This window comes from Flavobacterium rhizosphaerae, assembly GCF_046000445.1.
In the GTDB taxonomy this organism is placed as follows: Bacteria; Bacteroidota; Bacteroidia; order Flavobacteriales; family Flavobacteriaceae; genus Flavobacterium; species Flavobacterium rhizosphaerae.
Genome location: NZ_JBELPZ010000023.1, coordinates 17,924 through 39,396, shown reverse-complemented (window position 1 = coordinate 39,396; position 21,473 = coordinate 17,924). Strand labels below are relative to the sequence as shown.

At 40.2% G+C, this 21,473-nt stretch carries 22 protein-coding genes; 8 read left to right on the top strand and 14 right to left on the bottom strand.

The genetic code is table 11. The annotated features are described in order from the left end of the window. Positions 1-44: 44 nt before the first annotated feature. The 12 genes from ABS766_RS15760 to ABS766_RS15705 form a co-directional block, all read right to left on the bottom strand. Positions 45-935 carry a DUF3078 domain-containing protein gene (locus tag ABS766_RS15760; protein ID WP_408086155.1) on the bottom strand — a complete coding sequence of 297 codons (891 nt, stop codon included), beginning with the start codon at positions 933-935 and terminating at the stop codon, positions 45-47. A 67-nt stretch (positions 936-1,002) separates the two neighbouring features. Further along, positions 1,003-1,533 carry a DUF2480 family protein gene (locus tag ABS766_RS15755; protein ID WP_408086154.1) on the bottom strand — a complete coding sequence of 177 codons (531 nt, stop codon included), beginning with the start codon at positions 1,531-1,533 and terminating at the stop codon, positions 1,003-1,005. A gap of 109 nt (positions 1,534-1,642) precedes the next feature. Then, entirely contained in the window at positions 1,643-1,966 is a 324-nt protein-coding gene (locus ABS766_RS15750) for an SUF system Fe-S cluster assembly protein (RefSeq protein WP_408086153.1), read from the bottom strand. A gap of 5 nt (positions 1,967-1,971) precedes the next feature. Next, positions 1,972-2,391, bottom strand: coding sequence for a SufE family protein (locus ABS766_RS15745; RefSeq protein WP_408086152.1), 420 nt, complete (start codon positions 2,389-2,391; stop codon positions 1,972-1,974). Positions 2,392-2,397: 6 nt separating this feature from the next. Continuing rightward, the gene (locus tag ABS766_RS15740) at positions 2,398-2,862 is read right to left on the bottom strand and encodes a hypothetical protein (RefSeq protein ID WP_408086151.1); all 465 of its coding nucleotides are present in this window, start codon (positions 2,860-2,862) and stop codon (positions 2,398-2,400) included. Positions 2,863-2,956: 94 nt separating this feature from the next. Then, positions 2,957-4,171 carry a SufS family cysteine desulfurase gene (locus ABS766_RS15735; protein ID WP_408086150.1) on the bottom strand — a complete coding sequence of 405 codons (1,215 nt, stop codon included), beginning with the start codon at positions 4,169-4,171 and terminating at the stop codon, positions 2,957-2,959. Positions 4,172-4,279: 108 nt separating this feature from the next. Continuing rightward, a complete protein-coding gene (gene sufD, locus ABS766_RS15730) occupies positions 4,280-5,596 on the bottom strand; it encodes a Fe-S cluster assembly protein SufD (protein WP_408086149.1) in 1,317 nt (438 codons plus the stop codon). A gap of 67 nt (positions 5,597-5,663) precedes the next feature. After that, positions 5,664-6,053 carry a four helix bundle protein gene (locus ABS766_RS15725; protein WP_408086148.1) on the bottom strand — a complete coding sequence of 130 codons (390 nt, stop codon included), beginning with the start codon at positions 6,051-6,053 and terminating at the stop codon, positions 5,664-5,666. 52 nt (positions 6,054-6,105) lie between these two features. Continuing rightward, complete coding sequence (gene sufC, locus ABS766_RS15720) at positions 6,106-6,852, bottom strand: Fe-S cluster assembly ATPase SufC (protein ID WP_408086147.1); 747 nt, start codon at positions 6,850-6,852, stop codon at positions 6,106-6,108. 44 nt (positions 6,853-6,896) lie between these two features. Next, the gene (locus ABS766_RS15715) at positions 6,897-7,244 is read right to left on the bottom strand and encodes a four helix bundle protein (protein ID WP_408086146.1); all 348 of its coding nucleotides are present in this window, start codon (positions 7,242-7,244) and stop codon (positions 6,897-6,899) included. A 40-nt stretch (positions 7,245-7,284) separates the two neighbouring features. Further along, positions 7,285-8,733 (bottom strand): Fe-S cluster assembly protein SufB, encoded by a 1,449-nt coding sequence (sufB, locus tag ABS766_RS15710; RefSeq protein ID WP_408086145.1) that lies wholly within the window; start codon positions 8,731-8,733, stop codon positions 7,285-7,287. 128 nt (positions 8,734-8,861) lie between these two features. Beyond that, a complete protein-coding gene (locus ABS766_RS15705) occupies positions 8,862-9,191 on the bottom strand; it encodes a HesB/IscA family protein (RefSeq protein ID WP_408086144.1) in 330 nt (109 codons plus the stop codon). Positions 9,192-9,410: 219 nt separating this feature from the next. Here ABS766_RS15705 and ABS766_RS15700 point away from each other — a divergent pair, with 219 nt between their 5' ends. From ABS766_RS15700 to ABS766_RS15690, 3 genes are all read left to right on the top strand, one after another. Then, on the top strand, positions 9,411-10,271 hold the full coding sequence (locus ABS766_RS15700; RefSeq protein ID WP_408086143.1) for an MBL fold metallo-hydrolase: 861 nt from the start codon (positions 9,411-9,413) through the stop codon (positions 10,269-10,271). Between the two features lie 73 nt (positions 10,272-10,344). Then, on the top strand, positions 10,345-11,961 hold the full coding sequence (locus tag ABS766_RS15695; RefSeq protein WP_408086142.1) for a S8 family peptidase: 1,617 nt from the start codon (positions 10,345-10,347) through the stop codon (positions 11,959-11,961). 162 nt (positions 11,962-12,123) lie between these two features. Further along, on the top strand, positions 12,124-14,025 hold the full coding sequence (locus ABS766_RS15690) for a M1 family metallopeptidase (RefSeq protein WP_408086141.1): 1,902 nt from the start codon (positions 12,124-12,126) through the stop codon (positions 14,023-14,025). Between the two features lie 145 nt (positions 14,026-14,170). Here the strand turns inward: ABS766_RS15690 and ABS766_RS15685 are convergent, their stop codons facing one another. Together ABS766_RS15685 and ABS766_RS15680 are read right to left on the bottom strand one after the other, a co-directional pair. After that, positions 14,171-14,416, bottom strand: coding sequence for a hypothetical protein (locus ABS766_RS15685; RefSeq protein ID WP_408086140.1), 246 nt, complete (start codon positions 14,414-14,416; stop codon positions 14,171-14,173). A 295-nt stretch (positions 14,417-14,711) separates the two neighbouring features. Then, positions 14,712-15,401 (bottom strand): S24 family peptidase, encoded by a 690-nt coding sequence (locus tag ABS766_RS15680; protein WP_408086139.1) that lies wholly within the window; start codon positions 15,399-15,401, stop codon positions 14,712-14,714. A gap of 171 nt (positions 15,402-15,572) precedes the next feature. Between ABS766_RS15680 and rnpA the strand changes: the two genes are divergently transcribed. The 5 genes from rnpA (at position 15,573) to ABS766_RS15655 (ending at position 21,465) form a co-directional block, all read left to right on the top strand. Then, complete coding sequence (gene rnpA / locus ABS766_RS15675; RefSeq protein WP_408086162.1) at positions 15,573-15,968, top strand: ribonuclease P protein component; 396 nt, start codon at positions 15,573-15,575, stop codon at positions 15,966-15,968. A gap of 57 nt (positions 15,969-16,025) precedes the next feature. Beyond that, a complete protein-coding gene (locus ABS766_RS15670; protein WP_408086138.1) occupies positions 16,026-16,838 on the top strand; it encodes a DUF4349 domain-containing protein in 813 nt (270 codons plus the stop codon). Next, a complete protein-coding gene (locus ABS766_RS15665; protein ID WP_408086137.1) occupies positions 16,831-18,474 on the top strand; it encodes a S41 family peptidase in 1,644 nt (547 codons plus the stop codon). Before ABS766_RS15670 ends, ABS766_RS15665 begins: the two co-directional genes overlap by 8 nt. Before the next feature lie 40 nt (positions 18,475-18,514). Continuing rightward, a complete protein-coding gene (locus tag ABS766_RS15660) occupies positions 18,515-19,351 on the top strand; it encodes a sulfurtransferase (protein ID WP_408086136.1) in 837 nt (278 codons plus the stop codon). A 134-nt stretch (positions 19,352-19,485) separates the two neighbouring features. After that, on the top strand, positions 19,486-21,465 hold the full coding sequence (locus ABS766_RS15655) for a KUP/HAK/KT family potassium transporter (protein ID WP_408086161.1): 1,980 nt from the start codon (positions 19,486-19,488) through the stop codon (positions 21,463-21,465). Positions 21,466-21,473 lie beyond the last annotated feature (8 nt).

Sequence of the window (21,473 nt, the reverse complement as noted above, 5' to 3'; positions counted from 1 at the left end):
TTGTAGAGGATTTATGTAATATGTTATCTGTAATTATTTATTATCTAAAAACCATAGTTAGCTGCTACACCAAATACCTGGCGCACCTGAAAGCCTTTATAGGCATTATCATCATAAATGGTTTGGAATGACAGGTTGGTAGTAAGGTACCTGTTAATTTTCATCACAATATTCAGCTGGTAATCTATATCTACATTTTGCGGATCTTCCAGATAATTAGAATACAGGTTAAGTATATTTTCAAAAGTTACATTGGCCAACACATCAAGCTTATAGTAAGCCGAAGCATTAAAACCAAACTCCGAACGTACCCAATCGCCTTCCTTAACACCAAAATAAGCTTCATCGGGCAGCGTACGAGAGGCATCCACAAAAGTAAACTTACCGGTAAGGGGTGAAAGGTTTATTTTAAAATTATCGTCTTTTTTATAGAGCATACCCACACCTGCTAACAAATATCCGGGAGACATGAATTCGGTATATTCATCACGCACTTCGGCACCATCCTCATTGGTTGAATAGTTATAGCCTTTATCAAATTGTGTTTTAAAATTTACAAAAGCCGAATAATACCAACGCTCTGTAGCCTGCTTACCCAAAACAGAATTAAACATTAAGCGGTCATCTGTTTTTTTGGCAAAAGCACTGTTACGGGTTTTTACAATACCGTATGAAGCTATTATCTTATTATCCCAGCTCCATGGGCCTTTTTTATAATTAAAATCATAATTAAAGCCTGCAGTGCCCGATATATTATTTTCTCCCCCGGCAATCCAGTTGCTAAAGGTAGACTGGTTAAACATTAAGGAAGCATTTCCTTTCTTTGTCCACGGGCCGATAGTATCATTATCTGCTTTAGCAGGGTTTGCATTATCCTGGGCCTGTATTGTAGCCACTGCCGATAGAAAAAACAGTATTGGTAAAAAATTTTTCATAATAAAACCGATTTGGGCAAATATAACCAAACCCCGATTTTTATACGCTAAAAAAGTGTGTTTAACGCTATTTTTTCTTGTACAGGGGTACCGATGAGCAAGCCTCGCCAAACATAATACTCCTGGCAACAGGCATAAGTTTTTGAGTAGCCATAATATAGGCTTCCTGGGGTACAGGCTTGCGGGAACAGCCTTTTATAATTACAGGCTTACCCTGATAAGCCGAATAATCCAGCCCGTACAGAATTTCCTGGTAAAGCAGTACATTAATCTGTGTAATGCTGCCGCCCTGCACTATTTTTTTAGCTACGGGCTGCAAATATGTAGTAACCAGCATATAGGCCCACGCGGGCACTATGGCCTCGGTACTGCAATATACCGCCACATAGCAGCCGCTATATTGCTGCCAGTCATGACTTTTTAATGTTTCGCGAAAGTCTTTTTCGCGTAATACCAAACCTTCAAGCAGCCATCCGGAAATATCAAGCGCTACACGTTCGCCTTCCGGATAATAATCTTCAAGGTCAAAAACCTCAAGCTTACTGTTGACAACGCGATTTATTATTTCTTCTTCTGAAATAGTGGTTTCAGGTTTCATTATTACAATTTTGAATTTGTGTTGTAATGCACCCCCGGTAAAAAACATTTAGTCAGTATTTAGAATATCTGTAACGGGGACTTTTAACTTTACAACTTTATAAACTAAATCAAAGCATCCCCAGTTCCAGTTTGGCTTCTTCGCTCATCAAATCGCGTGTCCAGGGCGGATCAAATGTTATTTCTACCTCGGTAGATTTTACGCCCTCTATCTTTGTTATTTTTTCTTCTACTTCCTGCGGCAGGCTTTCGGCTACCGGGCAGTTAGGAGAGGTAAGTGTCATTAATATCTTTACTTCATGGTCTGTATTTACCATAACGTCATATACCAGCCCCAATTCGTAAATATCTACCGGTATTTCCGGGTCATAAATACTTTTAAGCACCTTTACAATTTCTTCCCCAAGCTGATGGGTATCCATTTCCTGTTCCATATTAGTTAGTTTTTAGCGCTAAAGGCAAGCGCATACATTTTTATCTGTTTAATCATAGATACCAGCCCGTTGGCACGTGTGGGCGAAAGGTGTTCTTTTAGCCCAATTTCGTCAATAAAATCGGTATCTGCCTGTAATATATCCTGTGGATTTTGCCCGGAAAATACCCGTATCATTATGGCAATAAGACCCTTGGTAAGTATAGCATCGCTATCAGCAGTAAAAATTACATTACCGTTTTGTTGTTCTGCATGTAGCCAGACTTTGCTCTGGCAACCTTTTATTATATAATCGTCAGTTTTGTACTGTTCACTGATAAGCGGTAGCGATTTACCCAGATCTATTACATACTGGTAACGCTCTTCCCAGTCTTCAAACATTGAAAACTCATCAATTATTTCTTCTTGTATCTCTTTAATATCCATTATCATTTACTCCTTTTCTTTATGTAGTTGAGACATGGCAATAATCCGTTCGGTGAGCTCTTTTATCTGCTCCGGTGGATAACCATGGTCAAACGTAGTACTTTCGTGTGTTTTACCGTTTACAAAAACTTTAAGGTTTGCCATAAGCGCCGCATCTGCCATCCTTTTATTGGTAGGCGCTTTGTATAACGAAATGCTGTCCAGATTTACTTTTTCTAAAGCCATTAATACACGGTTCCAGTCTTTTTCATCGGTTTTTTTTACAATGGCGCCAGAGAGATCCCGTTGTTTTAACGTTACTATACTGTCCTGAGAAACAATAATTTTATTATATGCCCCCCGTGTAAGCGCAACATATTCAAAGGCTATCTGGCTGCTTAGCTTTTGCATTTGAGGCGAAAGCTTTTTAGATGTTGAACACGCCTGCAGCAGTAGCACTAACAGTAGCATTATTGGCAGTAGTCTTTTCATATATTGTATTATCTGGTTACCCCGTCCACTTTTAATTGAAGATGGAGTACGGGAATTAATTTATAGTATAAAGATAGCAAAATTTCGGCTCGTATCAGCTAAGCATCATTTGTGCTTTTTTAATGGCTGTTGCCAACGCATCTATTTCCTCTTTGGTGTTGTAAAACGCAAAAGAAGCACGAACGGTACCCGGTATACAAAAACGGTCCATTATGGGTTGTGTACAATGGTGGCCTGTACGCACGGCTATGCCCATTTTATCTACAATAGCGCCTACATCATAGGGATGTATGCCATTGAGGTTAAATGATATTACCGACGTTTTTTGTTTTGCAGTACCCACAAAAATAAGCCCTTCAATTTCTGAAAGTCGTTTGGTGCCGTATTCTAAAAGTTCATGCTCGTATTGCTGTATGTTTTCAAGGCCAACACTGTTAAGGTAATCTATAGCGGTACCTAACACAATGCCCCCGGCAATGTTGGGTGTGCCGGCTTCAAATTTGTGCGGTAGTGCAGCATAGGTAGTTTTGGCAAAAGTAACTTCTTTGACCATTTCTCCCCCACCCTGATAAGGCGGTAATTTATTGAGCCAGGCCTCTTTTCCATATAAAATGCCTGTGCCGGTAGGGCCGCAGGCTTTATGCCCGCTAAAGGTATAAAAATCGCAATCCAGTGCCTGTACGTCAATGGTAGTGTGTGGAGCAGCCTGTGCGCCATCTATTAACACTGCGGCCCCTATAGCGTGGGCTTTATCTATAATATAATTTATGGGATTTATGGTTCCCAATGTATTACTGATATGATTTACGGCTACTATTTTGGTTTTTTCCGAAAGCAGTTTATCATATTCTTCTATTAAAAGCTCCCCTGCTTCATTTACAGGGATAACTTTTAATGTAGCTCCGGTACGTTCACAAAGCAATTGCCATGGCACAATGTTGCTGTGGTGCTCTATAGCGGAGATGATGATTTCATCGCCATCTTTTACAAATTGGGTAAACCCTGAAGCCACCAGATTAATACCGTGTGTGGTGCCACTGGTAAACAGCACCTCATATTCGTGTTGGGCATTAATGTGCTTTTGTATCTTTTGCCGCGAAAGCTCATAGGCATCGGTAGCACGCTGGCTCAGTGTGTGTACACCACGGTGTATATTAGCGTTTATGGTTTGGTAATATTCGCTTATGGCATCTATAACTACCTGTGGTTTTTGCGATGTAGCGGCATTATCAAAATACACTAAAGGTTTGCCGTTTACCTCTTGGTGCAGTATGGGGAAATCAGCCCTGATGGCTTTTATATCTAACATTATGCTATTCCTTTTTTTACCTTAACTATTTACAAAATTAAGGCATAATTATTTAATGTGCTTTTACAGTGCACTATAAAAAAAGCACCCTAAGGTGCTTCTGTATGTCTATAAATCAAAACCCATACTTACACCCAGTTTATCGGCAATAAGTTTGGTAATGCGTTGTTTAAGTTCCGGTATGCGTATGCTTTCTATAACTTCGTTGCTAAAAGCATACATAAGCAATGCTTTAGCCTCTTTTTGTGGTATGCCCCGGCTGCGCAGGTAAAATAAGGCATCTTCATCCAGCTGCCCTATGGTACACCCGTGCGAGCATTTTACATCGTCAGCAAAAATTTCAAGCTGTGGCTTGGCATTTATGGTAGCTTTTTCACTAATCAATATATTGTTATTCTGCTGAAAGGCGTCGGTTTTTTGCGCCTCTTTTTCTACATATATCTTACCGTTAAACACACCTGTGGAGTTACCGTCAAAAATACCCTTATAATTTTGGTGGCTCTCGCAGTTCGGCTCGGCATGTTGTACTAAAGTATAATGATCCACATGCTGTTTATCCCCAATTATGGTTATGCCTTTTAGTGTACTTTCCACATGCTCGCCCTGATGGTAAAAGTTCAGGTTGTTGCGGGTAACATTACCTCCAAACGAAAATGTATGCACTGAGGCATTACTATTGCCTTTCTGGGCAATGTAGGTGTTGTCAATAAGGTTTGCCGTTTGCACATCATTCTGTACTTTGTAGTAATCTACATTGGCATATTCATGTGCAAAAATTTCAGTTACACTATTGGTAAGTACCGGGTTGCTGTTAAGGCTCTGGTGGCGCTCAATAATCTGTACCTGGGCGTTCTCACCTACAATTACAAGATTACGGGGCTGTAGCATTAAAGCCGCCTCATTACCTGTGCTAAGGCACATAATTTCTATAGGCTTATCGGCTATTTTACCTTTGGGTATGTTAATAAAAGCGCCTTCTACTGCAAATGCGGTATTTAATGAGGTAAGCGATTCTTCCGTGTTGGCTATTTTGTTAAAGTAGGTGTCTATAACCTCTTTATACTTGGGTTTAGCCAAGGCGCTACTCATAAGGCAAACGTCTATACCCTCGTGCGTAGTGCTGCTTAAAAACGAGCTGAAAATACCGTCTATAAATACCAGCTTATAGGTATCTACATGATGTAAAAAGTATTTTTTTACATCCGCATAGTTAAGCGCATTTTCCTCTTTAGGGAATACGCTAAAGTCATTTTTAAGCACTGCGTTAAGCGATGTATATTTCCATGCTTCCTCTTTTTTAGTAGGGAAGCCTTTATTTTCAAAATTCTTAATGGCATTAGTGCGAATATCGTGCAATTCTGCATTCACATCTACACGCTCCTCAAACGCCATAAAAGACGATAATAGTTTTTCTTTCAGGTCCATAATAGTTTCAGGTTTCAGGTTTCAGGTTTAAAATTGTTTACTTAAACCCTTTACCTATCAGTTATTTTTACTGATACTTTTTACCTTTAAAATCTTTTTTATTTAGATAAACGATAAAGTTATTAATCTTACCGCTTAATTTCTCGTAATCGTTTTTCAGGACTTCAAAATTTTCAGCAGAAATATATCCGCAGTCTAAAAGCCTGTATAATTGTGAACGGGTTTCCCCTGCTGAACCTTTTGCTATTGAAAGGAATTGCCTGAATTCTAAATTGCCATCCCTCTCAAATCCTTCTGCAATATTGTCCATTATTGATACGGAAGATCTTTTAATCTGGTTTTTAAGCCCAAAGTCATTATTTAGTAAGGTATCAATGCTTAGATTATGAATTTCAGTGGCAAGCCTGCGCGCTTCTTTCCATATCTCTAAATCTTCAAAACGTTGTATCGTAGCCATTTTTGTGTAATGAACTTTAAGAACAACCTGAAACTTGAAACCTTAAACAAATTTAATTTTCCGCTTTCACCCAGTCGTAGCCTTTTTCTTCAAGTTCGTAAGCCAGTTCTTTACCGCCCGATTTTACAATTTTTCCTTTATACAACACGTGCACAAAATCAGGCACTATATAATCAAGCAGGCGCTGATAGTGGGTAATAACCACCACAGCGTTGTTTTTGCTGCGTAATTTATTAACCCCGTTGGCTACAATTCGCAGCGCATCAATGTCAAGCCCGGAATCGGTTTCATCCAAAATGGCAAGTTTAGGCTCTAACATAGCCATTTGGAAAATTTCGTTACGTTTTTTCTCCCCACCTGAAAAACCTTCGTTTAATGAGCGTGAAAGAAACTTGCGGTCTATTTCCAAAAGCTCGCTTTTCTCGCGGATCAGCTTCAGCATTTCGTTGGCCGGCATCTCTTCTTTACCGTTTGCCTTACGGCTTTCGTTAATAGCGGTTTTCATAAAGTTGGTTACCGATACGCCCGGAATTTCTACCGGGTACTGAAACGAAAGAAATACCCCTTTATGGGCACGTTCTTCCGGTGCAAATTCGCCAATATCTTCACCATCAAGATAGATTTCACCATCGGTTACCTCATAATTCTCATTACCGGCAATTACCGCCGAAAGTGTACTTTTACCGGAACCGTTAGGCCCCATTATAGCATGTACCTCTCCTGCTTTAACTTCAAGGTTTATACCTTTCAGGATTTCTTTATCTTCTACGCTTGCGTGCAGGTTTTTTATTGATAACATTAATTTGGAAATTTATTAATTTGGAAATTTGAAAATTTCACTAGTTATTTTTGTTTCGATGTTATTATAATCTTGTTAGCTATTCTCGATATTTTTTCAAGCTTTACAATTAAATCATCCGGATTTGGATAATTTTCAGAAAACTTACACAATTCAAGCCAATAAAATGTTTCTTCAATTTCTTTAGCTGCAATCTTAAACTTATGAATAAAATCAGCTTTGCTTTCTGCATTTTGAGCCTCCCTGATATTTGCACCGATAGATGTTCCTGATTTTAATAACTGATTAGCAATTACAAACTTTCTATTGTCCTGCAACGCTTCACAATATTTTACAATACCCAAAGCAAATTCAAACGTTTGTACTACAATTACATTTTGCTTGGACTCCATCTATACATTTACAAATTATCAAATTACCTCATTTACAAATTTACCCAACACTTCCTTCAAGGCTAATCTCCAACAGTTTTTGCGCTTCAACGGCAAACTCCATCGGCAGCTTGTTTAATACCTCTTTACTAAAGCCGTTTACAATAAGTGCAATGGCTTTCTCGGTAGGTATACCACGCTGGTTGCAGTAAAACACCTGGTCTTCACCAATTTTGCTGGTGGTAGCCTCGTGCTCTATTTTAGCGGTTGTGTTTTTAGATTCGATATATGGAAAAGTATGCGCCCCACAGTTGTTACCCATTAGCAGTGAATCGCACTGGCTAAAATTACGGGCATTTTCTGCACGGCTGCCTATCTGTACCAGTCCGCGGTAACTGTTTTGTGATTTACCAGCCGATATACCTTTAGAGATTATAGTACTCCTGGTATTTTTGCCTAAGTGAATCATTTTAGTACCTGTATCAGCCTGTTGGTAGTTATTGGTTACGGCAATAGAATAAAACTCTCCTACCGAATTATCTCCTTTTAACACACAGCTTGGATATTTCCAGGTAACGGCAGAGCCGGTTTCCACCTGTGTCCAGCTTATTTTAGCATTATTCTCACAAAGGCCGCGTTTGGTTACAAAGTTGTATACCCCGCCTTTACCCTCTTTATTACCGGGAAACCAGTTTTGTACAGTGCTGTATTTAATTTCGGCACCATCAAGGGCAATAAGTTCTACTACAGCTGCATGCAGCTGGTTTTCATCACGGCTTGGGGCGGTACAGCCTTCAAGGTAGCTTACATAGCTATCTTCATCAGCCACTACAAGCGTACGTTCAAATTGCCCTGTGCCGGCTTGGTTAATACGGAAATACGTGCTCAGCTCCATTGGGCAGCGCACCCCTTTAGGGATGTAGCAAAAAGACCCATCGCTAAATACGGCTGAGTTAAGCGCGGCATAAAAATTGTCACGCTGTGGCACTACGGTGCCTAAATATTTTTTAACCAGTTCCGGATGTTCTTTTATAGCTTCACTAATAGAGCAGAAAATAATACCCTTTTCAGCCAGTGTTTTTTTAAACGTTGTGGCTACCGAAACCGAGTCCATAACAATATCTACAGCCACACCGGCAAGTTTCTTTTGCTCGTCTATAGAAATTCCGAGTCTTTTAAACGTATCCAGTAACTCCGGGTCAACCTCATCAAGACTTTCGTATTTCGGTTTCTTTTTAGGTGCTGAATAGTATGAAATTGCCTGAAAATCTGGTTTTTGATAATGTACATTAGCCCATGTAGGCTCTGCCATTTGTTCCCAGGCACGGTACGCCTCAAGGCGCCATTCCGTCATCCATTCGGGCTCTTCTTTCTTAGCCGAAAGCATGCGTATAACTTCCTCGCTTAACCCTATAGGAAACGTGTCACTTTCTATATCGGTATAAAAGCCGTACGCGTACTCTTTATTTTCGAGTTCAACTTTTAATTCTTCTTCTGTGTATTTGCTCATACCTTTTTGTTTCAGGTTTAAAGTTTCAGGTTTAAAGTTTTTATTATAAACCTGACATAAACCAGCTTACTTAAAATGCAAAAGGCCCCAGGCAACTATAAACGTTAAGCCTTGAACCTGATAATAATTTATAATGAAAAACTCTCCCCGCAGCCGCAGGTTCTTTGTGCATTTGGATTATTAAACACAAAGCCTTTGCCGTTTAACCCGCCTGAATATTCCAGCACGGTACCGGCCAAGTACAGGAAACTTTTTTTATCTACGGCTATTTTCACTCCATTATCTTCAAAAACCTTGTCATTCTCGGCCAGTTCCTTATCAAATTTCAATTCGTATGACAGGCCAGAACATCCGCCACTTTTTACCCCTACCCGTATGTAGTCGGTAGCAGCATCAAAACCATCATCCTCCATGAGCATGGTGGCTCTCTTTCTTGCTGAATCTGATACTTTTATCATCGCTTTAATATCTGTAATTAGTCTAAATTTAATGCAAAGATAGCCTACAATTTATATCATTGCAATAAAAGCTATCTTTTTTATGTATATATACTATAGTCAATATCTATACCACAATGCCTACTTATGTTATTTAAACACAAATTGTCAGTTTATTATGTTTAATTTTGTGTTTGGGTACTTTAAAAGCACCCCATTTATATTTACAAATTATATTTCATGAAATTATACCCTATTGAAAGCGGAAATTTTAAGTTGGACGGTGGCGCTATGTTTGGCGTAGTACCCAAAACCATATGGAACAAAACTAACCCGGCCGACCAAAATAATTTAATTGATATGGCGGCGCGTTGCCTGCTTATTGAAGATGGTAACCGGCTGATATTAATTGATACCGGCATGGGTAACAAACAAAGCGATAAATTTTTTGGCTATTACTCCCTTTGGGGCGAACATTCTTTGGATAAGTCGTTAGCTGCATACGGTTTTCACCGCGATGATGTTACCGATGTGTTTTTAACACATCTTCATTTTGATCACGTTGGGGGCGCCATACAGTGGAATAAAGACCGCACGGGTTATGAGCCCGCGTTTAAAAATGCACATTTCTGGACTAACGATAACCATTGGGAGTGGGCTACTAAGCCTAATGCGCGGGAAAAAGCATCTTTTTTGCAGGAAAATATCATCCCCATGCAGGAAAGCGGACAGCTAAAATTTATTTCCCGCCCTGAAGGGGCTTTTCTTGAAAAAAGCGAACTTGGCTTTGGGATATTTTTTGTCGATGGGCATACCGAAAAACAAATGCTGCCTAAGCTTGTACATAACGGCAAGACATTTGTTTACGTGGCAGACCTGCTGCCTACCGCCGGACACCTGCCCCTGCCGTATGTAATGGGCTATGACACACGGCCTTTATTAACGCTTGACGAGAAAGCATCATTTTTAAATGAAGCCGCTGACAACGGGTATTATTTAATTTTAGAACACGATGCCAATCAGGAAGTTATAACCGTTAAGCATACCGAAAAGGGTGTGCGCCTTAATGAGGTTTTTAAAGCCGAAGATATATTAATGTAATGTTAATTGTTAACTTTGCGTAACAATTAGGCAATACTTTAGACAAATTTTTTAATTAAATAATTCAGAAACAATGAAATTCAGGTCTCTTTACCTATCCGCCGCACTGGCATTATTTTTAGCCGGATGTGGCGCCCCCAGAATTACTGCCGACCCTATAACCATTGCAACCCCTATAACAGCCAAAAAAGCTGATTTAACCGAAACACAAAAAGAACGCTGGAGCGATTTGGACCTGCTTACTGATACGGTGCCGGGCATGAGCGTAGACCGAGCTTATGAACTACTGAAAGACCGTAAAAGCAATAAAGTTGTGGTTGGTATAGTAGATAGCGGTGTGGATATTGAGCATCCCGACCTTGCAGGCAGGATTTGGACCAATACCAAAGAAATTGCAGGAAACGGTATTGATGACGATAAAAACGGCTACATAGATGATGTGCACGGCTGGAACTTTTTAGGTGACATTGAACATGAAAACCTGGAGTTTGTACGCATCATGAAAAAAGGTGATGATGGCAGCGAGATGTATAAAGAAGCCCGTGCCGAATATGAAAAAGAATATAATGAAATGATGGCCGAAAAGCAAAAAATTGACTTTTTGAGCAATATTGACAAAACCTTTCAGGAAAAATTAGGCAAAACAGAATATACCGCAGAAGACCTGCAAAAATTAAAAGTGGACGAGGCTGATCTTGAAGGGGTAAAACAAAACCTTATAAGGATATTAAGTAATATGAGCCATGCCGATTTTATGGAGCGTATTGACGGCGCTAAAGAACATATAAACAGCACCCTGGATTATCACCTTAACCTGAAGTTTGACGGACGTGAAATTTTAGGCGATAACGCAGATGACTGGAGCACTAAAAGCTATGGTAACAACCAGGTTTGGGGTCCTGAAAAAGAAGGTGCCCTGCATGGTACCCACGTTGCGGGTATTATAGCACAAATAAGGGGTAATGGCATAGGCGGAGACGGTGTTGCCAGTGATTATGCCGAAATTATGTCGGTTCGTGCCGTACCGGATGGTGATGAGTACGATAAAGATGTTGCCCTTGCTATACGCTATGCGGTAGATAATGGCGCAAAAGTAATAAACGGCAGTTTTGGTAAATACTACTCAACCCACAGCGACTGGGTATATGATGCTATAAAATATGCCGCTGAAAAAGATGTACTTATAGTATGTGCCGCCGGTAACGATGGTATGAACCTTAATAAAGGCGGTGGCGTAGTAGCGCGTTATCCTAATGATACGGCAAACTCTGACACTGAAATTTCTGATAACTTTTTATGCATTGGTGCCCTTACGCCGGAATACGGCCCGGATATGGTAGCGCGTTTTAGCAACTACGGTAAAGAAGAGGTAGATATCTTTAGCCCGGGTGTAGAAATTTATGCTACTACCCCTAACGATTCTTACCGCTTTTTACAGGGTACGTCTATGGCATCGCCAAATGCTGCGGGTGTAGCAGTACTTATACGTGCTTTTTACCCTAAGCTAACCGCTTCTCAGGTTAAAAAAGTAATTATGCAAAGTGGTTTGCCAATAAATATTACGGTTAATGCCGGTGGTGGCGAAGATGCTATTGAAACTTCTTTCAGCAACCTTTCACAGACAGGCCGTATTGTAAATGCTTACAATGCTATTATCCTTGCCGATAAAATGTCGAGGGGTAAAATGTAATTCATATTTAAATAAAATAGCTGAAACCCTGTGCTCAACGCACGGGGTTTTTAGTTTAAAATTGCTTTTGTATCGTTCCTTTTCACCTACTCCCTTTTCATATTTCATAGCTTTGAAACTTTGTAACCCTGCCACTTTAAAAACTTTTTTTATTTTTACCAAATGAAGATAGCTACACTACTCGCCTTAATGGCCACTACCGGCCTTTTTGCGCAACAAAACCATAACCCCAACGCCGGGTACTGGCAGCAGCATGTTGATTATAAAATGGATGTGAATATGGACGTGAAAACGTACAAATATACCGGAACACAACAACTGGTATATACCAACAATTCACCCGATACGCTGCGCAGGGTATACTACCATTTATACCCAAATGCCTTTCAGCCGGGCAGCGAAATGGATGCGCGCCTGCAGGCTATTGCCGACCCGGATAGCCGAATGGTGAAATCGTTTAAATCAGGTAACGAAACTATTAAAGAAAGCCGTATAGCTACCTTAAAGTCCGATGAAATTGGCTACCTCAACATTATAGATTTTAAGCAGGATGGCACGGCTGCCAAAGCCGTTGCCGAGGGCACTATTTTAGAAGTTGACCTTAACCAGCCCATACTACCGGGAAAATCGGTAACGTTTACCCTTAATTTTGATGGTCAGGTACCATTACAGGTGCGACGCAGTGGGCGCAACAGTGAAGAAGGCGTAGCATTGAGTATGACCCAATGGTACCCCAAAATAGCTGAATATGATTTTGAAGGCTGGCATGCCGACCCCTATATAGGCCGTGAGTTTTTTGGTGTTTGGGGCGATTTTGACGTTAATATCACTATAGATAAAAACTACACCATTGGCGGCAGCGGGTACCTGCAAAATGGCAATGAAATTGGCAAAGGCTATCAGGACGAAGGTGTAGCCGAACCTAAATATAATAGAAAAGTAAAAACGCTTACCTGGCATTTTATAGCGCCAAATGTGCATGACTTTGCCTGGGGTGCAGACCCTGATTATATTCACGATAAAATTACCGGACCAAACGGTGTTATCTTACACTTTTTCTACAAAAAAAACACAGAGTATGTAGAAGGCTGGAAAAAAATGCAACCTAAAGTAGCCGAGCTTCTGGAGTTTTATAACCAGCATGTAGGCGCCTATCCATATAAGCAGTACAGCGTGGTGCAGGGGGGCGATGGCGGTATGGAGTATGCCATGTGCACCCTTATTACAGGCAACCGCAGCTACGGCAGCCTTGTGGGTGTTGTGGCGCATGAGTTTGCCCACTCTTGGTTTCAGCATGTGCTGGCTTCCAACGAAAGTAAGCACGAGTGGATGGACGAAGGCTTTACCAGTTATATAAGCGACATGGCCATGGAAACCGTATTGCCCCCCAAAGTAAAAGAAGGCGAAGAACCCGAAAGCCCGTTTCAAAGTGCGTATAATAATTACTATTATATGGCTAAATCCGGTAAAGAACAGCCACTTACCACACATTCTGACCGTTATAATATGAATGCTTTGTATAGTATTTCTGCATATAGCAAAGGTGAAATATTTTTGGCGCAGCTGGGGTATGTTATTGGTGAAGATGCCCTGGCAGCAACCCTTAAACGGTTTTATTATGATTTTAAATTTACCCACCCTACGCCCAATGATATTAAGAGAACAGCCGAAAAAGTAAGCGGGGCAGAGCTGGACTGGTACCTTACCGACTGGTGCCAAACTACCAATACTATTGATTATGCCATTGATGCTGTAACCGAAGAAAATGATACAACTACCGTTATGCTAAAGCGTATAGGCCTTATGCCCATGCCTCTAGATATTATTGTTGGTTATAGCGATGGCTCTCAGGAAAGTTTTTATGTACCATTGCAAATGATGCATTATGAAAAACCGAACCCTTTTGCTGTTAAGCGTACTGTAGTAAAAGACTGGGACTGGGCACACCCTACCTATACCTTTACCATTAACAAGCCCAAAAGCGACATCAGCATTATAATGATAGACCCCGCACAGCAAATGGCCGATGTTAATAAAGAAAATAACCTTTTTGTAAAAGAATAATAGGTTTACCCTAATTATTACCATTAAATAAAAAACCCTTTGGAGCATATCCAAAGGGTTTTTACAAGGCAACAGGCAAAATAGATGAAAAACCTGTTGCGGTAGTTATAAGTGTGCTAAAAAGTAGACGTGGTTATTACTTAGGTTATTCAGATTTTTTAGCCGCTGCTTTATCAGCCTTAGCTTTTTCTTCTCTTTTAGTGGTAGTGGCTTCTCTTTTAGTAGTTGTAGTAGCAGCCGGTGTTTCCGTCCTGGTTTTTTCAACCCTGGTTTGCGTTGCAGTTGCTGCCGTATCCTGTGTTGTTTTTACCGGTTCCTGTGTTGTTACTGGTTGTTGTGCAAAGGCTACCATTCCGGTTAACATCAATGCGCTTAAAAATAATTTTTTCATGAGTATATAGTTTTTTATAGATCGTATATGCTTAAGTAAAACAATATCAGTGCCTGTATTGCTGCCTTACTCCATAAAAATAATTACACCCTAAAATAAAACTCTAAAAATCAATAACTTAAAATAATTTTTTCAAGCCATGCAAAAATATATTCCGTATTTATTTTATTGGGGAAATGGGGAAAACTGGGTATATTCCTGTAGAAAAATTCCACTTTTCTAAACAATAACGGCATGCGTTTTAGTAAAGCATCTGGTGCAGAAGGTAAATTAATTACCTGATTGTAGTAGAAAATTATAGCATTGCGTTAATCCTGATACTGGCTTTAACCAGGGCAAGTGCCCGTATAGCGCTCAGTTCAATTTCTTTATCCTGGTGGTCCGGATTCTGGCTCACCAATTTTACCCATCCCTCTTTATCAGCCCGGTGTATAAATTTTACAGTAATATACTCTTCTCCCCCTACTGTAAGGGCAAGCAAATACATTTCTCCCCAAAAAATACTGTTAGGTATATCATCTACAATTTTATACAGTACAATATCCCCGCTGTTAAGCAACGGATACATACTATTGCCTGTTACATATATAGCGCCATCGCATTTTGGTAAATTGGGTATGGCAATATGGTCTATCGGCTGGGTTTGTTTTGCATCGTTAAAAAGCGGGATAATACCCGCAACAGCTTCGGCATTATATAACGGTACCTGCTGTATGTCAACCGTGCTGTCGGTTTTTAAATAATACCTGTTTACACCATCTTCGTTATCCCTGTCAAGCAGCATATCGCCTTCGCCGGTAAGCAGCCACACGGGGTTTAAATCCGGGTACACCGAAATTATTTTCTCAAGTACGTTAGAGCCAATACTTTTACAATCTTTTACCGCTTTAGAAATACTTCCGCGGCTTGCGCCAATACTGTTTTCAAAAGCATAATAGCTTATGTGCTTTTTTTCGATATACAAACCTATCCTTTCAGAAACCATAAACTATTAGTATCGCTTTAACATATCTACAAGTATAAAAATTTTAAGGCTAATAAAAAAGCAAAGTATCATAATAGTACTGTGTACTGACGATTCATAAAATTTAAAGAAATAATACCAGAAGAATTCAGTATTAAAATGTGTATTACCCATTCTCATTGTACCTTTGTGCTGATGGAAAAACGTTTCACATATCCTAAAAGCGAAAAACTAAAAAGCCGGGTAGTAATAGAAAAACTGTTTACCGGAGGTAAATCGGTTTCTAAGTACCCTTTGCGCCTTGTTTATATCCCGCTGGATGATGCTGATATAATTTCGTCTACACAGGTTGGTGTATCGGTTTCCAAACGCTACTTTAAAAAAGCGGTTGACCGCAACTATTATAAACGGCTTATGCGTGAGGCGTACCGCCTTAATAAATACCAGCTGACCGGTGCACTAACCAAGCCTTATGCCTTTATGCTGCTTTACCAAACCAAAGACCGGCTTACCTATGACGAGGTTTACGAAAAAACCGTGCAGCTAATTGATAAGTTTTTGCTTCAGGAAGGTTTGGTTAACCCATAACCTGCTGATACTAAAACAGGGCGGTTTTACGTTTATACCATAAACAACCAAACCACCATGAAAAAATTAATAACCGCACTGCTTATTGCCGTTATGATACCGGCATGTAAAAAAGAAGCCGAATCTGAAGGGAATGATTCCGCTTATGAAGCTTCGGCCGAAACCTTTAAAGATAAAATGGCTCTGCCCACAGAAGCGGCCCCAGCAAGGGATCAGAAAATAATTAAAACTGCATTCCTCCGCTTTGAAACCGGCAGCCTTGACAGTACCGCTGCAATAATAAACAGTGCTATAACACGATATAACGGATTGATGCAAAACGATTTGCAGAATAAGGAATATAATTCCCTTACCCGAAGTATCACCGTACGTTTACCCTCTGCCAACTTTGAAAAATTTATAGCTGATATTAGTAAGGGCATTCCCTATTTTGACAAAAGAAGCATAACGGCCGACGATGTTACCGAAGAGTATATAGATGTTGAAGCCCGGATGAAAGCCAAAAAAGTGCTGGAAGAACGTTATTTTGATATGCTGCGCCGGGCCAATAAAGTGGAAGACATGTTGCAGATAGAAAAAGAAATATCAGCCATACGCGAAGAAATAGAAGCAGCCGAAGGCAGGTTAAGGTACCTGGCCAGCCGCGTAAACATGAGTACTGTAAACATAGATTTTTATAAAATTACCGAAGATAATGAACCCCCGGGCGAATCGTATACAGGTAAGGCCTGGAACTCCCTTGCATCCGGCTTTGGCTGGCTTTCCAGTTTCTTTCTTATAGTACTGAATATTTGGCCGATAATTGTTATTTTCGTAGTAGTGTACATAATGTACAGGAGAAAGACCCGAAAAAGAAAAGACCATGGTTAAAAGATTAAAAAAGAAGTATGCCCTGCCGATACTGGCAGTTGTTGTATTGTTTACTACATCGGCATTTACATACCGCGACGATTTTTTTGAAATTGCAAAACAAATAGAAATATTTACCACGCTTTATAAAACGGTAAACACCAACTATGTTGATGAAACCAATCCCGGCGAACTTATGGATAAAGCCATAAAAAGCATGCTACAGGACCTGGATCCCTATACCGTATATTTTAATGAAGCCGATGTAGCTAAATTTAAAATAAACAATACAGGAGAATATACCGGTATAGGCGCGCTGATAACCCGTAAAGAGGGCAGGCTTATAGTGCGTGAGCCATATAAAGATTACCCAGCCGATAAGGCCGGGCTTAAGGCCGGAGACGAAATTATACAAATTGGCGATGTGGTACTTACCGATTTTAAGGAAGATGCGGGGGAGTTGCTTAAGGGTTCTAAAAACACCAAAATACCCATTAAATATATCCGCCAGGGAAAAACCTATACTACAGAAATTGTTTTAAATGAAGTTGAGTTAAACGCGGTGCCTTACTATGCCCTTATTGGTAAGGAAACGGGGTATATAGTGCTCACACAGTTTAACCGCAAGGCTTCGAGCCAGACTAAAGATGCCCTCCTTGAGCTAAAAAGTAAAGGGGCAAAAAATATCATACTTGATTTAAGGGGTAACCCAGGCGGACTGCTGCATGAAGCAGTTAACATCTGTAACCTGTTTTTACCTAAAGGCGAAACTATTGTTACCACACGTTCTAAAAACGAAAATTACAATAACACATACCAAACCCAGCACGAGCCTGTAGATACGGAAATTCCGCTGGCGATATTGGTTGACGGAAAAAGCGCTTCGGCATCAGAAATTGTTTCCGGTGCATTACAGGATTTAGACCGTGCGCTTGTAGTAGGCAGCAGGAGCTTTGGCAAAGGCCTTGTACAACGCCCTTTAGACCTTACTTACGGCACGCAGGTAAAAGTTACTATATCTCGCTACTATACACCGTCCGGGCGTGGTATACAGGCGCTGGATTATACGCATAAAGATGCTGACGGAAAAGCTATACGCATAGATGAAAAAGATTATAATGCCTTTAAAACCCGTAACGGGCGCACCGTTTATGATGGCGGGGGCATATTGCCGGATATAGTACTGGAAGAATCTAAACAAAGTGCCATTGCCGATGCACTATTGCGCAAAGACGGTATTTTTAACTATGCTACAGAATATTATTATAAACACCCCAGCCAAGGTACCGCCATACCTGATATTAACGATAGTGACTTTGAGGCTTTTAGGCAATACCTGAAAAAAGAAAATTTTGAGTTTGACACCGAAACTGAACATGCGCTTAAAGATTTATTTATAATAGCCCAAAAAGAAAAAGTAGACGAGAGTATACAAAAAGAATATAATCAACTTCTAACCGCACTGCAAAAAAGCGAGGAAAAAGAACTTAATGCACATAAAGAAGAAATTAAAGACCTACTTACAGACGAGCTTATAAAACGCTACCAGTATAAAGAAGGTTTGTACCATTATTATACTACCAGCGATGCCGAAATTAAAAAGGCTGCAGCCGTACTTACCAATACAGCAGAATATAATAAGATATTACTTAAATAGTGACTAAAATTTTACCCTGCTCCTGGCAGGGTTTTTTTATATGCCTCAAAACAACCTGCAAGCCCTAATAAGTGCATCGCACCTTAAAAACCTCAACCCGCAACAGGTAGTGCTGGTTGATGCCGGATCTGGAGATGAGGCCTTAGAACGTTATAAAAAACAACACCTTACAGGCGCTGTATATATTGATTTAAACAGACACCTTTCCGCACAAAACCAAAATGCTGCGTTGGGTGGCAGGCACCCGTTGCCCGATATAATTGTTTTTTCAAAATTACTTGGCAACATGGGTATAACGCCCAATACTCATATTGTGGTATATGATGACAAAGGCGCAGCCAATGCGGCAGCACGCTTCTGGTGGGTGCTTACCGCAATGGGGCACGCTAAGGTGCAGGTACTAAACGTCGGGTTACAGGCAGCACTAAAAGCAGGTATAAAAGTATCTTCCTCAATAACTGCAATTATAGCAACCCACCCCTACCCTGTTACAGGCTGGCAGTTAAAAACAGTTACTTTTGAGGAAGTGGAAAACGCTACGGTAACTAAAGATAAACTCATTATTGATGTACGCGATGCAGCGCGCTATAATGGTATAACAGAACCTATAGATCCTGTAGCGGGCTGTATAACCGGGGCGGTTAATTTTCCATTTAAAGATAATCTTGATGAAGACGGATTGTTTTTAAGCCCTTTGACACTTAAGGAAAAATACGGGCCGCTTTTTGAGAAATATACAGCAACAGACATTATAGTGCATTGCGGATCTGGCGTTACAGCCTGCCATACACTTCTTGCTATAGCTTATGCAGGGCTACCTATACCTGCACTTTACATAGGTTCTTGGAGTGAATGGTGCCGGAAAAAACTTCTCTGATATATAGCTATATTGAAGTGTTATTCTTGTTAAACTAATATATTAAGTCTTTCTTTTTTATGCCTTTTAAATAATGCCCTGTATGCATGGTTATTAGCTACATTTTGCATTAACTTTGTAGCTTTAATTTTAAAATTACCGTGAATTCAAGTCACAACAACCTCAGCAAGGTAACACTTGGCGGACTTCTTGTTACATTAGGTATTATTTATGGAGATATAGGTACTTCTCCCTTATATGTAATGAAAGCCATAATGGGCGAAATGCCTATACAAGAAGAAGTAATACTTGGGGCCCTTTCCTGTATTTTCTGGACACTTACCCTGCAAACCACATTAAAATATGTAATACTTACCTTACAAGCAGATAATAAAGGTGAAGGCGGTATATTTTCGCTTTATACACTTGTTAAGCGCTTAAAGAAAAAAGGTCTTATAATACCGGCTATTATAGGCGGCAGCGCCCTGCTGGCTGATGGAATTATTACACCTCCTATCTCTGTATCTTCTGCTATTGAGGGGTTAAAAATTTATAATCCGGACCTTAACACGGTACCCATAGTAATAGGCATATTGCTGGTGCTGTTTTTAATTCAAAAATTCGGTACACGCTTTGTCGGGCGCTTTTTTGGCCCTATGATGCTTATATGGTTCAGCATGCTGGGGCTTTTTGGTATACTCCCCATGCTGCACAACATTTCGGTGCTAAAAGCCTTAAACCCTTATTATGCCATCCATTTACTAAGCGTGCACAAAGATGGCTTTTTTGTGCTTGGCTTTGTGTTTTTATGTACTACCGGGGCCGAAGCTTTGTACAGCGATATGGGCCATTGCGGGCGCAGTAACATAAGGATAAGCTGGATATTTGTAAAGTGCATGCTGGTGCTAAATTATTTTGGGCAGGGTGTATACCTTTTAGAGCATACCGGTAAAACACTGCATGAACTGGGTAACCGCGGTGTGCCGGGTAACCCTTTTTACCTCCTGATGCCCGACTGGTTTCTGCCTTTTGGTATTGCCATTGCCACAACGGCAGCCATTATTGCATCTCAGGCTTTAATAAGTGGTTCGTTTACATTAATAAGCGAAGCCATGCGGCTTAACTTCTGGCCCAAAGTTTCGGTTAAATTCCCAACTGAACTAAGAGGGCAGATTTACATTCCCTCTATAAACTGGCTGCTTTTTTTAGGCTGTGTTTTTGTGGTGTGGCACTTTGAAGAATCTGACAGGATGGAGGCCGCTTATGGGCTTGCCATTGTGTTATGTATGATTATGACTACCATATTACTGGGCTATTACATGGTTATGAAACGCTATAACCCAATACTTATACTGGTTATAATTTGTGTTTACTTTACCATAGAGTTTTCATTTTTGGCGGCAAATATTATTAAGTTTAATGAAGGCGGCTATATTTCCCTAATTATTGCCGGGCTTTTGGCCTGTACTATGGGTGTTTGGTATACCGCAAAAAAAATACGCAGCGAGTATACCGAGTTTGCTAAAATTGAGCGTTATAAAAATGTATTGTCAGAATTGAGTAATGACCTTTCTATACCCAAATATGCCACACACCTGGTATACCTTACCAATGCTAACCTTGGCGATGAGATAGAGAGTAAAATTATATATTCCATATTGCAGAAGAGGCCCAAACGGGCTGATATTTACTGGCTGATACATGTAAATGTGGTAGATGAACCCTACCGTATGGACTACCGTGTGCGCGAAATTATGAAGGATGACGTTATAAGGGTAGATTTTTACCTGGGCTTTAGGGTGCAGCCCCGCATAAACCTGATGTTTAAAGAGGTGGTGCGTAATATGGTAAAGGCTGGCGAAGTAGACATTACCAGCCGTTATGAGTCGCTTAACCGCAATAATGTAATAGGAGACTTTAAATTTGTTATTATAGAGAAATTTATGTCATATGATAATGAGCTGCCGTGGTATGAACGCATTATACTTGATATTTACTTTTTGCTGAAAAAAGTAAGCCTATCTGAAGGCAAAGCTTTTGGGCTTGACAGCAGCTCGGTAAAGGTTGAAAAATTCCCGGTTATTATACATCCGCCGCAGGACATGAACCTGAACCGGATTGATGATCCGTATTAAAAAAGTTA

Excerpts from the sequence above, each read along its gene's own strand:
- ABS766_RS15700 (WP_408086143.1), top strand. The coding sequence starts at position 9,411 with ATGAAATTATACCCTATTGAAAGCGGAAATTTTAAGTTGGACGGTGGC.
- ABS766_RS15680 (WP_408086139.1), bottom strand. The coding sequence starts at position 15,401 with ATGGTTTCTGAAAGGATAGGTTTGTATATCGAAAAAAAGCACATAAGC.
- ABS766_RS15685 (WP_408086140.1), bottom strand. The coding sequence starts at position 14,416 with ATGAAAAAATTATTTTTAAGCGCATTGATGTTAACCGGAATGGTAGCC.
- ABS766_RS15665 (WP_408086137.1), top strand. The coding sequence starts at position 16,831 with ATGGTTAAAAGATTAAAAAAGAAGTATGCCCTGCCGATACTGGCAGTT.
- ABS766_RS15740 (WP_408086151.1), bottom strand. The coding sequence starts at position 2,862 with ATGAAAAGACTACTGCCAATAATGCTACTGTTAGTGCTACTGCTGCAG.
- ABS766_RS15750 (WP_408086153.1), bottom strand. The coding sequence starts at position 1,966 with ATGGAACAGGAAATGGATACCCATCAGCTTGGGGAAGAAATTGTAAAG.
- ABS766_RS15690 (WP_408086141.1), top strand. The coding sequence starts at position 12,124 with ATGAAGATAGCTACACTACTCGCCTTAATGGCCACTACCGGCCTTTTT.
- ABS766_RS15725 (WP_408086148.1), bottom strand. The coding sequence starts at position 6,053 with ATGGCTACGATACAACGTTTTGAAGATTTAGAGATATGGAAAGAAGCG.
- ABS766_RS15735 (WP_408086150.1), bottom strand. The coding sequence starts at position 4,171 with ATGTTAGATATAAAAGCCATCAGGGCTGATTTCCCCATACTGCACCAA.
- sufD (WP_408086149.1), bottom strand. The coding sequence starts at position 5,596 with ATGGACCTGAAAGAAAAACTATTATCGTCTTTTATGGCGTTTGAGGAG.
- sufB (WP_408086145.1), bottom strand. The coding sequence starts at position 8,733 with ATGAGCAAATACACAGAAGAAGAATTAAAAGTTGAACTCGAAAATAAA.
- ABS766_RS15715 (WP_408086146.1), bottom strand. The coding sequence starts at position 7,244 with ATGGAGTCCAAGCAAAATGTAATTGTAGTACAAACGTTTGAATTTGCT.
- ABS766_RS15760 (WP_408086155.1), bottom strand. The coding sequence starts at position 935 with ATGAAAAATTTTTTACCAATACTGTTTTTTCTATCGGCAGTGGCTACA.
- ABS766_RS15660 (WP_408086136.1), top strand. The coding sequence starts at position 18,515 with ATGCCTCAAAACAACCTGCAAGCCCTAATAAGTGCATCGCACCTTAAA.
- ABS766_RS15670 (WP_408086138.1), top strand. The coding sequence starts at position 16,026 with ATGAAAAAATTAATAACCGCACTGCTTATTGCCGTTATGATACCGGCA.
- ABS766_RS15745 (WP_408086152.1), bottom strand. The coding sequence starts at position 2,391 with ATGGATATTAAAGAGATACAAGAAGAAATAATTGATGAGTTTTCAATG.
- ABS766_RS15705 (WP_408086144.1), bottom strand. The coding sequence starts at position 9,191 with ATGATAAAAGTATCAGATTCAGCAAGAAAGAGAGCCACCATGCTCATG.
- ABS766_RS15695 (WP_408086142.1), top strand. The coding sequence starts at position 10,345 with ATGAAATTCAGGTCTCTTTACCTATCCGCCGCACTGGCATTATTTTTA.
- ABS766_RS15755 (WP_408086154.1), bottom strand. The coding sequence starts at position 1,533 with ATGAAACCTGAAACCACTATTTCAGAAGAAGAAATAATAAATCGCGTT.
- sufC (WP_408086147.1), bottom strand. The coding sequence starts at position 6,852 with ATGTTATCAATAAAAAACCTGCACGCAAGCGTAGAAGATAAAGAAATC.